We start from the raw sequence: 13,294 nt of genomic DNA, 5'->3' as shown, positions 1-13,294 counted from the left end.
GGCTGTTAATTCATGGAAATGATAGTTTAATTTTTCACTTTTCCATTTATTGGAATGAATAGGCCGGTCTGAGGGTCAGTCCGGCCTATGATTTTTACTTCACTTCCACGACCAGTTTGGAGATTCTGCCATTGAATTTAGATTTGGCTTCTGCGCCGATTCTTTCCACTACAGGTGTCGCTAGGTCAATGCCCACATCGGCTGTTTCATCTGCTGAGAATATAGCAGATTGAGTACGTTCAATACGTCCTTCTCCTACTTTTTTACCATCTATATATATTGTTGCCAAACCTCCTTTTCCAGGACCACCTCCATCGTAGACAAAATCAAACTTGATGGTATGATTTCCGGGTGTTAGCTTTTGGGTGGCCTCGACTGTGAACCGTTGCATACCTAGGAAATTATAATCATAGGCTAATATACCGTCATTTACATACAATGCCCAGCCACCAAATCGCCCGCCTTGTGCAATGAGAATACCATTGGCAACTTTACCTGATGGTATTTCCACATCTGCGGTTAGAGTTTTTGACCTATTCTTAATATTGATGAATACGTTTTCAGACATGCCTACCATGCCTTCGGCTAGAGAAAGCGACTTACGGTCTCCCATGATGTCCGGTCGGCCTACATTGGCAGCAATCATTCTCTCAAAAAGACGGTCATCAATAGGCAATGCATGGTTCTTTTCAGCTTCCTTCATAAACAGAGCCTGCATTTCTTTCAGTTTTTCAGGGTTCTGTGCGGCCAGATTATTGGTTAAGCTGAAATCATTCGCCACTTCATAAAGGTCCCAAATATCTTCGGCCAAAGGTCTTCTTACCTCCCTTTCCCAAGGTGCTCGGTGAATGGTGCGTGCATACCATCCTTCATGGTAAATGGCACGATTACCGGCAATTTCAAAATATTGGGTAGTGTGTTTTTCTTTGGCATTGGCATCATTGAATGCATACATCAAGCTGATTCCATCCATCGGACGTTGTTCCACACCGTTTACAATTTTTGGTTCCGGAAGGCCTGCAGCCTCTAGAATAGTAGGTGCTATATCAATCACATGACTAAACTGGGAACGAAGTCCCCCATTTGCCTTAATTCCTTTAGGCCAGCGAATTGACATACCCACTTTGGTTCCACCAAAGTCTGAGCCCACCTGTTTGGTCCAAGTATAGGGAACATCAAACATCACTGCCCAGCCGGCAGCCATGTGGGGATAAGTTTCAGGACCGCCCCATTTATCGTATTTTTTCAACATGTCTTCTACGGTTTCCTGAACGCCATTGAAATAGGTCATTTCACTGAACATGCCATTTGCTCCCCCTTCGGCGCTGGTGCCATTATCGCCATAGACAAAAATGATCATCGTGTTTTCAGCCTGTCCCGTTGCTTCAACCGCATCGAGTAATCGACCAATTTCGTGATCGGTCATATCCAGAAATCCGGCAAATACTTCAGCCTGCCTGGTAAATAATTTTTTCTGGTCAGCAGACAAACTCTCCCAAGATGGAATAGCCTCAGGTTTTGGGGCGAGTTTTGTTCCCTTAGGCACGACCCCTATTTCTATCTGCCTTGCCAGAATCTGTTCCCTCATCACATCCCATCCTCCATCAAATTTACCTTTCCATTTTGCAATGTAGCTTTCTGGTACATGGTGGGGGGCATGAGTTGCCCCAGGAGCAAAATACATAAAGTAAGGCTTTTCTGGAGTTAGCGCCTTTTGATATTTCATCCATGCCACGGCCTGATTGGTCATGTCATTCATAAAATGATAATTGGGATCCTCAGATAACTCAACCACGTGAGTTCCATCATATACAAATGGAGCCCATTGGTTTGTTTCGCCACCAAAAAACCCATAAAATTTATCAAAGCCCTGACGGTGTGGCCAACGGTCCATAGGACCGGAAACACTTGTTTCCCAAGTAGCTGTTTCGTGCCATTTGCCGAAGGCACCGGTACTGTAGCCATTCAGCCGGAGCATTTCTGCCAGCGGCGTCACGTTTTGTGGAATTTCCCCGGTACCTCCAGGAAAACCAGTTGCCATTTCGGTAATGAAGGCCATGTTATTCACATGGTGGTTTCGTCCGCTTTTGATGGCAGCACGTGTGGGTGAGCATACCGCAGTGGTGTGAAAATTATTGAAGTAAATTCCCTCACTGGCCACCCTGTCAAAAGTAGGTGTTGAAACTGGCCCACCAAATGCGCTGGTTCCGGCAAAACCAAGATCGTCGACGAGTACCAAAATCACATTTGGTGCACCTTCAGGGGCTTTTACCTCAAAGCGCTCAGGCAGAGTAGCATTGCGTACATCCAATTCCGTAAGGGTAGGCCGCGTAGGCGCTTTGATGGGAAGTATGGTACGGTCAATAAAACCCGTGGCATTCGTTTCTACCTGAGATTCCTGCGAAGGTGGGGTATTGCAGGCCATGATAGCAAAAACAATTATCATTAATCTTAAATCAATTTTCATAGGGGCATGAGTAGTTAGGGTTTTGTATAAAATTAAATCCTTTTATTTAGTAAGATCTTAATAATAAAACTTTAGCAACGAAACTGGCATATTGGTTGAATCCATTCAGTTGTGAGGAGATCCTTTGTCATTTTTTCAAGTCAAATTTTTTAATGCTTCATTTATTTTCTGATATGCAGCCAATTCCTAAACTTTAATGAGATTTAAATGGAAATATAGCAATCTTTTCAATCAGAGTTTAGACTTATTCGTCCAAAGACTCCTAAATTTTTTAAAGGATCAAAATGTCTCAGAAATAGCAAGGTAAAATCCACTTGACTGCTCCCCAAACCCTAAATCCAATGCAAGGTTGGTTCTGGAATATTTATCTACCTTGACTCTAAGTCCAAAACCGTAACCCAATTTTATTGAATCAAAGAGATTAAGGTTCTGTGTGGAGTTGGATGCCGTTGTTCCATTGGCAAATAATACTCCTCCCAATACACCACCACACCTTGATATTGGAAACCTGTATTCTGTTTCTCCATAGACATAATTTTGACCACGGAATCTCCCCTGAGTATATCCTCGTCCACTTCTGCCTCTTTGATCAAATGCCGTTGCGGGTAATATCAAGTAAGGAAAATCACCCGCCTTGGTAAAATCACCCATCAGCCAAAAACCGATAAGGTGAGCGGGGTTCCTCCTAGATAATCCATGAAAACTCCGCCACTCTCCGGAAAACATTTCGGCATTGTTCTTATTCCCAAAAGCCCGGTAAGCTCCCCTGAATCCCAAGGATAAAAAATACCCTTTGTATGGTTGGATCATATTGTCCCGCTTATCGATGATAAAACTCCCGAAAAGTGCGGATGAGTAATATTTATCTGTTTCAAAATTATAAGCATTGTTGTATATGTAATGTGAAGTTAACAATTGCTCCTCTGGATCAAGATCTAATTTTTGGTCAACTATTTTGGAAAAGGAATCAAAATGATAGCCCAAGCCCAAATATATTCCTGGTTTCAATTTGAAGCCTACAGTTTGGTGAAACCTGGCAAAATTAAACGTCATAGGTTGAGCCAAGGAATCAGCACCTGTTTCCAAACCACCTAGGTTAAATTGATAATCCAAAATACCTCCTTCAGGAGCATTGGTGCCTAAGCCATAAGTCGATTGGGAGAATATCAGATACCGCCAATCCCCTGTAAAGAAAATCTTTTCATTTTTGGTATAGATACTATTTTTGGCCATAAAAATATATTGGTTTTTGGTAGTAGCCTGTAAGCTCCCGCTGATAAGAGAATATAGATTACTTCCCTGCATTTTAAACGCATACTGACCTCCTATCCCCACCATAAAACCTGTTGCAGGGTTTGATCCGATTATTGGTACAATCAACAATGAACTTGATCCTGTTTCTTTTACTTTAGAATCCTTACCCAGCGCATTTCGGATCAATTCAGGCAAGTCTTTCTCAATACAGGTGCTGTCATTGCTGAATTCCTGAGCCTGACCAAAAAAAGATATATTGAAGCAAAACCAAAAAAAAAATAATAGATAGGTAATGGATTTTGATATAACGCATAACGATAGGATTTAACCCAATTATTTTCTTTTTAGCATTCAAGCAGATACATTATTTTTTACAATATAAATTTGCCATTTGTAATTATTCCTTTTCTACAGCACCTATCGGTATTCTTAAATAAATATTTAGTGATGAGTTTCTGATATTCTGTGAAGAGGCAGCTTTTACGTCTACAAGTCCATGATAATACAAAAAGCCAACACTCATACTTTTTAGGTCTTTCTTCAATTTGTATCCCAAGCCTCCCACCACTCCGGCGTCCAGTCTGTAATATGAATCGCCCAGTTCCTTTTTAAACTCAATTTCGCCACCATTGGAGTCGATATTAAAGATATCAAAGGCTTTGGTCCTAACTCCAGCCTGCACTCCCGCTTCAAGCAGTAACCGCGATTGGATCCTTTGCTGCCACATGATTGGAACATAAAAATAATTGATCTTGGTAGTCAAAGTTCCATCTTCAAAAATACCGTCAAAGTCCACATCGCCCAAGGGATAGGTCGCCATTCCTGTAGCACCCACATTTGATTTGACCAAAACTCCTGTACTCAAATAGGAATTTTCCATCAAATTGATATTGAAATAGAAACCAAGATTGAAATTGTTAAGTCCTTTAGCATCTGAGACATCACGAAAGTTAGATCGATTCATTCCACCTGTCAATCCAAATTCGATTTTTTCAGAATTTAAAGCTTCTCCAAAAAGCAAGGAAATCAGCACCTGCGCGTTTGAACTTGCTGAGATGAGTAAGAAGGAAATCAGTAAGAGTGGTTTGAAATTTATAGCCATAGTCATATTTAATTCTTTTGTATAGTTTTAAAAAACAATTTTCGTATCGAGTCAACTCCATAATGTCTTGCTATTTCCTTAAATGCAAAAAAAGGAAGAAAGGTAAATCCAACGATCAATGCCCCACCAACCCATGCAAGGGTAAAGTGGTGCGTATAGCTTTCCATCATGCCTTCCCATGAGCTATTTTTCAATAAAGTTTTGACAGTTACTTCTAAGAATTCAAAAATGGCTACCAATAGGGTGAAGAAAATAGTTTTGTAAATGGTGGGAATAATTAATGGTCTATTTTCGAATTTCCTGCTGATTTTTAAAAAAGTCCCGATCATAATCACTTTCCCAAAAATTAAAGCTTTGACCAATCCCATAAAATAATCATCCAAAAAAACCCCATACTCAGCTAACAATAATCTTCTATATAAGATAAATGCACTAAAAAAAAGCCCGAGGTAAACAACATTGATACCATATTCAGTTAACTCATGGAGTAACTTTTCTTTCAGGGATTTTTCATCAGCTTTTTTCTCCATTGAATTAAGATTGATAGGGGCTTTCATTTTCTTTTAGAAAATCTATTGGAATACTTTTTTTTTGAAAATTCGAAAAGGAACGAAATATTTAGAATTGCTTTAAAGGAAAATTTTTACACTTTCATTAAGAAATTATAGCACAGTGGGCTTCAACTAGAAATGATTTCATTTTATAAGCCAAATCTATATTGCACCCCACCCATCAGCTGAGTCCTAGACCCCAGAAATCCCCCTTCTAATCGAAACATCAAGTGTTTGTTCAATTGGTATTGGGAACCCACAATGAAATTCCACATGTCTGCCGGTCTTTTATCCATAGCATATTGAACCGTTGCCGATTCACCATCATTTAGAGCAGCATCAGCTGCCACCAGTATCTGGCTTGCGGTTGTTATAGCATTATTGGCTGCGTTATGTTTTGCTATATTTACAGGATTTCTCTGGTCTGCCGGAGAAAGACCTTCCCACCAAGTGTCTACTTTCACCTGTGCTTCCCCGACTTTTTCTATTCCATTATCAACTTTTACCTGAAACTCATCTACGGGCAAAATTTCATTTATTGCTATAGAGCCATTGGTTTCAGAATTCAGATCAACTCTGAATCCTCCTACCCAAACTGCAATACTGCTTTCAGGATTTTTAAGTCTGAAGTTTTTACCAAACCTGGGTCCAAAAACAAAGGTACGGGCAGGTTGTCTTAGTTGTGGAACATCTGTCCAGGACATATTCAGATCTAGTGCCAAAAAACCACCTCCTACACCAATAGTAGGAGTAAGTCCCAATCCGAAAGTGCTAGCCTGGAATTCTACTATTGTGCTTGCATTTATAATTGGATTAAAATTATTGGTTTCATCAGGGACGTATACCCCAAAGCCCACCTCAGTGGAAGCTTGAGATCTTCCCAAAATAGCATACATATTCAAGAAAGGGAAAACCCAAACATCTGGCCTCACCGTGACAGCACTTGCTGTTGCTTTGACTTTGTCAAATCTGACCACATTATCCAAGTTGTACAATTCTCCTCCGTTGAAACCTACCTGTAGGTTTTCTATAATCAGGTCTGATTCCTGCCAAAAGTATTGAACACTCAATCCTGCGGAATATGGTAAGGAATATCCGGCATTTGTTGCTTTGGCACCCCAGATAGGCAAAGTATAAGGGTACTCTGCAGTTTTTAAACTGTCCTTTTTTGATTGATTTCTTTGCCCTACTTCTTTATTTGTAAAGACCTGCGCAAAAGCAGCATTCACAGTTAAAAACAGGATAATACTGATCAGTAATTTTTGTTTCATTCTCGTGATTTCGACAATTGATATAAACTAATTGTAAAAAAAGAACATTAAAATAAGAGCTGTAAATTGAATGTGATCCTTTTTGAAGAGATTTGGTATTGGAAAACGAAACCATCCATAAATTAGGGAAGGCAACGGATTAATTAACGATAGCTAAAATTATCAAATTTTGTCAGTTAATTATGAACGCCTCCGTCTATGGATTTAGAGTGACTTACAATCCGACTGAAAGGGGAATAAATACGATTTATTCTATTTATGTTTGACCGGAAGACGCATAAAAATCTGCGTGACAGCCCTTTGGAGAAGATCCTCTCCATTTGTGTAAATATTTACCTCTTCCTGAGCCCATCCTTTCCAAACCAGATTGTTGGTTTTACTGTCAAACATTTCTATGAATAGAAGGCCCTCTTGGTATTGTTCCTCAATAATATTTCCACCTGCTACCGGGACAGCCCCTCCAACATAATATCCCGGTCCCGCTACCCCGACCCCTACGCTTACTTGTGGAGTTTGACTATATGCGATTTTATCGTCTATCTGGGTATCAAAAAGAAAAACAGCATCAGGATTATTGACATCAAGTATAAATCCTTTTTTCTCAAGTTCCTTATTGGCCAAATCAAGAATATAATGCGCATAAAGTTTGTTTCCGGCTTTATTATCCAACTCAAAATGCTCCAAATTAATCCAAGCATACGTTTTGTATTGATTTAGATCTGCTTTTTTATCCTTATAGGAGTAAGTTTTCATCACTGTCGAACAGGATATCAAAAACGGCAACATAAAAAGGATAAGAAATAAAGTTTTTTTCATTTTGTTGTTCTTTTAAAAAAACAGAGGATGGCAAAATTACCATCCTCAATGTACTTATGTTGAAATGATGATCAGTTACCCATGAAAACGTAACCAATATTAAATGACATAAAAGACTGTGCATTATTTAAATCTCCTGCTGCCAATCCATAGGAATATTTTGCTGATAATGAGATACCCGCAAAACTGTTCAACATATATATCATCCCTACCTGAGGTTGAAAAGCAAAACTCCAGGCATTTTGATCTAAACTAAAAACACCCATATCTGTCCTTCTTACGGTGTAAATAGTACCTACTCCCAGGCCAACAAAAGGATTTATGTTATCTCCTGGTTTCAAGTAATAATCCCCTGATAGCATGATGGGAACATTATTGCTGTACCTCCATTGCTTCCCGCTCAGCGTTCTATTATCAATGGTATATGCTGCGTTAGGTCTTTCTTCGTAGAATGTATTCAAGCCTGAACTGATACCAATTCCTAAATTCGGCTGAATAAGTTTTCTGTAATCAATTGCAAAACCTCTCCAGCTTACATTTGAAATAAAGTCACCCAAATCACCTGTTGGAATTCCAATGGAATAGGAAGTTGTTGTATAGCTTTGAGCATTGACCTTGTGCGTAAACAAGACTATGGCAAAAACGATAAATAGAAATATCTTTTTCATGATTAATTTCAGTTATTAATTTTCAAATAGGGCGACTGCACAAAAGCCTGATCAATGGCATTGGTAACCCGGCTTATATCGCCAGCACCTGAGAGGAGTCCGTTACCCAACATGATCCATGATGCTCTTGATTGATTGATAGGGTTATTCAGATTTGGATCAGCCATTGCAATGATCATAGTACCCGTGGTATAGCTCGAAACAGTCCAATATGGTGGATAATACCATCCCCATCCCGGATAATAACCTCCCCACCACCAAGAATACCAATAACTGTAAAAATAAGTGGTATTGGTAATTGCAGCAGGAGTCAATACAACATCAGGTCTTTGGGAGATATCTACTTTCGTCCAGCCAAATTGCTGCATATTTGCATCAATCGCTGCCAATATGGGAAGTGCAAAGGCATCTTTCATATACACAAGGGTAGTATCTCCTCGGTCAATTTCAATGTCTTTTACAATTTTGTCGGGAAGGGCATAGGTGTTTTTGTTCTGGAAATTGAACTCAGGTTCAAAAGAAGTGTAAACAACATCTGTATCTTCATAAAATTCCGGTCCACCAGGATAACAGGAGGCCAGTAAACCTATAGTAATCAAGAGTATCAATCCGGATATTGACTTTTTCATATTAAATAGAGTAAGCTTTTGATTTTTTGTAAAAAAGATGTTTTGGCTTAAACATTCTTCAAATTTTAAAAACAAATTTACAGATGATTTAACCCAAAAATTTAAACGTCATCGTCTACCGGTCCAAAAAAAGCCAAAAAACTCTTGCTTTAGGACCAAAATGTAAAGGAACCTGCTTCGATTGCGGATTCTAGAATTTCAGTTATTTAAACCGCCCTTTCAAAAAAATCACCGGACAAAATCCACTCTCCTTTAAAAAAGGTAATCGAGCTACCTCCTAAATCGACAAAGATAACAAGCTGTCCTGGGTTTAATTTGTCATTACACCCTTCATTCCATCATGATATTTACCAATAACCTAAATGGGAGCAGCCGTCATGCTTATCCCGATCGCTATCTTAAAAAGAACCTATTGAGAATATAACATTTGGTTAGCGAGAAGTATTTGCAGAATTACCTCAATGATTTTGTCTATAAACTAAACAGAAGGTACTTTGGTGAAAAATTGTTAAAAAGATTAATTGTCGCTTCTATTTACCCATACATTCAACATTCCGAAAAGTCAGAAAATAAAGAATGATGACCGTTGATTTTGAACGTCTCCGTCTAAGTTTAGAAACGAAAATATTTCAAATTGCTGTAATATTCATTATTATCATTGTCATTAGATAAAAATTTCTTTCCCGTTTTCATCGAATGAAATTTTCATTTATGCTAAAATAAATTTTGGAATTATCTTAAAAATATAATTGACTTTAAGCATGAAGGATACAGAATCAGAAAAGGAAACGGGAGAGGAACAGAAAAAAAAGAAAGGTAAAAGTCTGATACAAAAAGAAAGGACGAGAACGGCTTTTGAAAGACTGCAGTTGGCATGGATACGTGCCGCATTGACTTTAATGGCAATAGGAATTGGTGCTTTGGAATATTATTTCAATAGAATTGAGGCAGGAAAAGCCCCGTTTTTGAAGTTGGTGACAGGGAGTGAATTGGGATTGTTTTTGATTATCACTTCCTCAGTTATACTTTCTCTTGCAACCATTCAGCATATCAAAAGCATGGCTAAATTGAAAGAATATTTTCCTGAAATGCGGTATTCAGTTGCTACAGTTTTATCGATTCTGGTATTGGCTTTATCTTTTCTGCTTTTCTTGATGATGAGTTTGAGATTATAGAGACTGATGTTAAAAAATCCAAATTCACTAACTGCCCTTTGTAGAAAATCTTGACCAATTGGATGGTATCCAACTACCCCTACTCTTCCCTCAATATCTTCTCCATTTTCCTACCTTTGGCCAGTTCATCCACCAATTTATCCAGGTACCGGACTTTCTGGGTCAATGGATTGTCGATTTCTTCAATTCGGTAGCCGCATATCATTCCGGTAATCAGGTGTGCATTTTGATTTAATTTTGCCTGCCTAAAGAATTCTTCAAAAGTTACTTTGTTATCAATAAGGTTTTGCACTTTCAATTTATCGAAACCGGTCAACCATTCTATTACCTGAAGTAATTCTTCTTTTGTTCTTCCTTTTTTCTCGATTTTGGTGACGTAATGTGGATATACCGATCCAAAGGTCATATTTGCCATTCGTTCATGGTGTGTTTCGCTTGCTTTCATGTCCTGTCTTGTGGTTGTTAAGGTAATTTTTGTTCTCTGATTTTGTTAGTAAATTGCTTTAAGCATAAATCATCGAAAATTGAATCGATTTTGGAAATAGGTGAATAGCTCTTTTCTTCTAAAGGATTGACTCATCTCAAACCTTCAACACCCCCCTAAAACCACGGGCTCCGTAATACGACTCGGCGCCGTTGTGATAAATAAAAACGTGTCCGTAGCGCCAATCCCCGAAAATGGCCCCTCCGAGCTTTCTGATATCAGCAGGTGTTTCTAGCCAACTTGAAGTTTTTGTATCAAATCTACTCAAACCCTGCAAATCCTTGTATTGCTCTTCATTCAAAATCTTAATGCCCATTGCTGCTGCCATTCCCATAGCACTGTTTTTAGGTTTGTATTCTTTTCTGGATTCCAAAGCTTCCTGATCGTAACAAACACTTCTCCGACCTTTAGGACTTTCTGCAGCGCAATCCACAAAAATAACCTCACCAGTTTTCTCATCTTTACCTACTACATCAGGTTCTCCACCTGTGGCTTCCATTTCATTCAAAGACCAGATTTTCTTGGGATTGGCCAAAAGCTTTTTCTCTACATCATCCCATTCTATTCCCTGATGACGGTTTGAATTTTTCTTAAACCGTGTTTTTAATGTGTCGAGTAATACTTTGGACTGTTCATCTGAAAGTTTCATGGCCAAGGGTTTTATCAGTTGTATTGTAGGATTCATATTCCGGGAATTCCATCAAATATTGATTCCGGAATTCATTCCTTTGTTACAAAATACAGAAGCTACCAATAGAATTGCAAAACATATCCAAAAAAGAGACCAAACCATTCCTGAAATTTCACTATTTTTCATTTTCCCAAAATGACCAGCCATGCGCAATTTCAAAGAATACATTTCAATCCAATTATTAACTCTGATTTCCCTTTTTGCTTCTGCCCAGCAAACTCCGGGGCCTAGATTGATTGTAAGGGGTGATGATATGGGTTCTTCCCGTTCGGCCAATTTGGCCAGTATAGAAACCTTCGTCAATGGGATTGAAACTTCCATCGAATTGATGGTGGTGACACCTTGGTTTCCGGAAGCTGCTCAAATGCTAAAGAAAAATACCGGAATAGATGTGGGGCTGCATTTGGTCATCACCAGTGAATGGGAAGGTATTAAATGGAGGCCCTTGACCAATTGTCCCAGTCTTACTGACGCTGATGGGTATTTTTTGCCCATGATGGGTTCGAATAAAAATTATCCCGGACTTGCCATTACTGAAAATCAATGGAAACTGGAAGAGGTGGAAAAGGAATTCCGGGCGCAAATAGATTTTGCTTTGAAGCATGTTTCCCAAATCAGCCATCTATCAGGCCATATGGGATCTACGGGTTTTCATCCGGATGTCACCAAAATGGTTTCCAAATTGTCCAAGGAATATGACCTTCCTGTAATGAGTCGGGAGCTCAATCAGGAATTGGGATTGTCAGGTGTAAGCTACGATGGACCAAAAGCAACTTCAGCTGAAAAGGAGGCTTCTTTTATCAGCATGTTGGAAAAACTTGAAGCCGGAAAATCCTATATGTTTGTTGACCACCCTTCCTATGACAATATAGAAATGCAAGGGGTTGGCCATATCGGTTATGAAGATGTGGCAATAGACAGACAGGGAGTAACGGATACTTGGACAAGTGAAAATGTAAAGGAAGCGGTTTCCAGAAATGGAATTGAACTGATCAATTTCATTACTTTAACCAAAGCCTTACCCCGAAGTGATCCTGAAAAAGAGAAAATCAATCCCCAATCCATTTCAGAATACCTTCAAGCAGTAAAATCAGAGAATCAAGACCTTCACAGCCTGATGATTCTAAGAAACGGAAAAGTGGTCTATGAGCAATGGTTTGGGGAAAATGCCGCAAATAAAACCCATGTCATGTATTCCGTAAGCAAGACATTCACGTCAACTGCTATCGGCTTTGCCCTACAGGAAGGTCTTTTGAATCTAACAGATAAAGTTATTTCTTTCTTTCCGGACAAACTTCCCAAAGAAATAGGCCCGAATCTTCAGGAACTTGAAATCAGGCATTTACTGACCATGACTGTGGGGCACGATGTGGATCCTACAGGTGTTTTAAGAGAAAAAAGTAAAGATCTTGATTGGGTGGAAGGATTTTTGGCTTTTCCTATGGAACATCAGCCCGGTGAGCAGTTTGTTTACAACAGTTTGGCTACTTATATGCTTTCAGCCATCATTACAAATGTAACAGGACAGCGGATTTTGGATTATTTACAGCCAAGGCTATTCAGACCATTGGGGATCGTGGGAGCCACTTGGGATGTAAGTCCTCAAGGAATCCAATTCGGTGGTTGGGGCCTTAAAGTAAAAACTGAGGATATGGCCAAATTGGGACTGTTTTATTTGCAAAAAGGACAATGGAACGACAAACAACTACTTCCAGATTCCTGGTTTGATGAGGCCACAATAGCTCAGGTTCAGTCCTTGCCAGCAGGAGTAAAAAAAGAAAACCTGAAAGTTAACGCCCAGGACTCTGATTGGTTGCAAGGATATGGTTATCAGCTTTGGCGAAGCCGACACAACTCTTATCGGGCAGACGGGCTGAATGGACAGTTTATTCTGATTCTTCCTGAAAAGAATGCAGTGATCGTAACCACCGCCAAAATTCCAAATATGCAGGAAGAGCTTAACCTGATATGGGAACATTTATTGCCGGCTTTTGAAGATTAGGGAATAACCCGCTATCCCGCTATTCGGTATTTGAAATGCCGAATCTAGATGATTGGGATTTGTAATCCCGATCGTTTCTTCTAGAAGGTGAAACCGGAATTACAAATTCCGTTTTATCTGTTCTCGAGATTGCAAATCTCGAGAAGCGGGCTGCTATTCGGTATTTGAAATGCCGAATCCAGAT

At 39.3% G+C, this 13,294-nt stretch carries 12 protein-coding genes; 2 read left to right on the top strand and 10 right to left on the bottom strand.

Going from position 1 to position 13,294, the window contains the following annotated elements:
- Positions 1–94 precede the first annotated feature (94 nt).
- The 8 genes from B9A52_RS16720 to B9A52_RS16685 form a co-directional block, all read right to left on the bottom strand.
- Entirely contained in the window at positions 95–2,467 is a 2,373-nt protein-coding gene (locus B9A52_RS16720; protein ID WP_084121555.1) for an arylsulfatase, read from the bottom strand.
- 279 nt (positions 2,468–2,746) lie between these two features.
- On the bottom strand, positions 2,747–3,916 hold the full coding sequence (locus B9A52_RS16715; protein ID WP_231955270.1) for a BamA/TamA family outer membrane protein: 1,170 nt from the start codon (positions 3,914–3,916) through the stop codon (positions 2,747–2,749).
- 202 nt (positions 3,917–4,118) lie between these two features.
- Positions 4,119–4,823 (bottom strand): outer membrane beta-barrel protein, encoded by a 705-nt coding sequence (locus B9A52_RS16710; RefSeq protein WP_172805229.1) that lies wholly within the window; start codon positions 4,821–4,823, stop codon positions 4,119–4,121.
- 8 nt (positions 4,824–4,831) lie between these two features.
- Positions 4,832–5,353: a hypothetical protein gene (locus tag B9A52_RS16705; protein WP_157370190.1), complete on the bottom strand. Its 522-nt coding sequence runs from the start codon at positions 5,351–5,353 to the stop codon at positions 4,832–4,834.
- A gap of 170 nt (positions 5,354–5,523) precedes the next feature.
- Positions 5,524–6,645, bottom strand: coding sequence for a hypothetical protein (locus B9A52_RS16700; protein WP_084121551.1), 1,122 nt, complete (start codon positions 6,643–6,645; stop codon positions 5,524–5,526).
- 252 nt (positions 6,646–6,897) lie between these two features.
- A complete protein-coding gene (locus B9A52_RS16695) occupies positions 6,898–7,461 on the bottom strand; it encodes a DUF4136 domain-containing protein (RefSeq protein ID WP_084121550.1) in 564 nt (187 codons plus the stop codon).
- Positions 7,462–7,532: 71 nt separating this feature from the next.
- Positions 7,533–8,129, bottom strand: a complete 597-nt coding sequence (locus tag B9A52_RS16690; protein WP_084121549.1) for an OmpW family outer membrane protein — start codon at positions 8,127–8,129, stop codon at positions 7,533–7,535.
- Positions 8,130–8,137: 8 nt separating this feature from the next.
- Positions 8,138–8,758, bottom strand: a complete 621-nt coding sequence (locus tag B9A52_RS16685; RefSeq protein ID WP_084121548.1) for a DUF4136 domain-containing protein — start codon at positions 8,756–8,758, stop codon at positions 8,138–8,140.
- A gap of 761 nt (positions 8,759–9,519) precedes the next feature.
- Here B9A52_RS16685 and B9A52_RS16680 point away from each other — a divergent pair.
- A complete protein-coding gene (locus tag B9A52_RS16680; RefSeq protein ID WP_084121547.1) occupies positions 9,520–9,933 on the top strand; it encodes a DUF202 domain-containing protein in 414 nt (137 codons plus the stop codon).
- A gap of 79 nt (positions 9,934–10,012) precedes the next feature.
- Here the strand turns inward: B9A52_RS16680 and B9A52_RS16675 are convergent, their stop codons facing one another.
- The gene (locus B9A52_RS16675; RefSeq protein WP_084121546.1) at positions 10,013–10,378 is read right to left on the bottom strand and encodes a DUF2200 domain-containing protein; all 366 of its coding nucleotides are present in this window, start codon (positions 10,376–10,378) and stop codon (positions 10,013–10,015) included.
- Between the two features lie 136 nt (positions 10,379–10,514).
- Entirely contained in the window at positions 10,515–11,066 is a 552-nt protein-coding gene (locus tag B9A52_RS16670; RefSeq protein ID WP_084121545.1) for a DUF4256 domain-containing protein, read from the bottom strand.
- Positions 11,067–11,253: 187 nt separating this feature from the next.
- On the opposite strand from B9A52_RS16670, the gene B9A52_RS16660 reads away from it, so the two are divergent.
- Positions 11,254–13,110 carry a ChbG/HpnK family deacetylase gene (locus B9A52_RS16660; RefSeq protein ID WP_084121543.1) on the top strand — a complete coding sequence of 619 codons (1,857 nt, stop codon included), beginning with the start codon at positions 11,254–11,256 and terminating at the stop codon, positions 13,108–13,110.
- Positions 13,111–13,294: the final 184 nt, after the last annotated feature.

The organism is Aquiflexum balticum DSM 16537 (assembly GCF_900176595.1).
Classification (GTDB): Bacteria; Bacteroidota; Bacteroidia; order Cytophagales; family Cyclobacteriaceae; genus Aquiflexum; species Aquiflexum balticum.
The sequence above is the reverse complement of the archived record's forward strand: the minus strand, read 5'-3'. Positions and strand labels throughout refer to the sequence as shown.

Excerpts from the sequence above, each read along its gene's own strand:
- B9A52_RS16720 (WP_084121555.1), bottom strand. The coding sequence starts at position 2,467 with ATGAAAATTGATTTAAGATTAATGATAATTGTTTTTGCTATCATGGCC.
- B9A52_RS16710 (WP_172805229.1), bottom strand. The coding sequence starts at position 4,823 with ATGGCTATAAATTTCAAACCACTCTTACTGATTTCCTTCTTACTCATC.
- B9A52_RS16705 (WP_157370190.1), bottom strand. The coding sequence starts at position 5,353 with ATGGAGAAAAAAGCTGATGAAAAATCCCTGAAAGAAAAGTTACTCCAT.
- B9A52_RS16700 (WP_084121551.1), bottom strand. The coding sequence starts at position 6,645 with ATGAAACAAAAATTACTGATCAGTATTATCCTGTTTTTAACTGTGAAT.
- B9A52_RS16695 (WP_084121550.1), bottom strand. The coding sequence starts at position 7,461 with ATGAAAAAAACTTTATTTCTTATCCTTTTTATGTTGCCGTTTTTGATA.
- B9A52_RS16690 (WP_084121549.1), bottom strand. The coding sequence starts at position 8,129 with ATGAAAAAGATATTTCTATTTATCGTTTTTGCCATAGTCTTGTTTACG.
- B9A52_RS16685 (WP_084121548.1), bottom strand. The coding sequence starts at position 8,758 with ATGAAAAAGTCAATATCCGGATTGATACTCTTGATTACTATAGGTTTA.
- B9A52_RS16680 (WP_084121547.1), top strand. The coding sequence starts at position 9,520 with ATGAAGGATACAGAATCAGAAAAGGAAACGGGAGAGGAACAGAAAAAA.
- B9A52_RS16675 (WP_084121546.1), bottom strand. The coding sequence starts at position 10,378 with ATGAAAGCAAGCGAAACACACCATGAACGAATGGCAAATATGACCTTT.
- B9A52_RS16670 (WP_084121545.1), bottom strand. The coding sequence starts at position 11,066 with ATGAAACTTTCAGATGAACAGTCCAAAGTATTACTCGACACATTAAAA.
- B9A52_RS16660 (WP_084121543.1), top strand. The coding sequence starts at position 11,254 with ATGCGCAATTTCAAAGAATACATTTCAATCCAATTATTAACTCTGATT.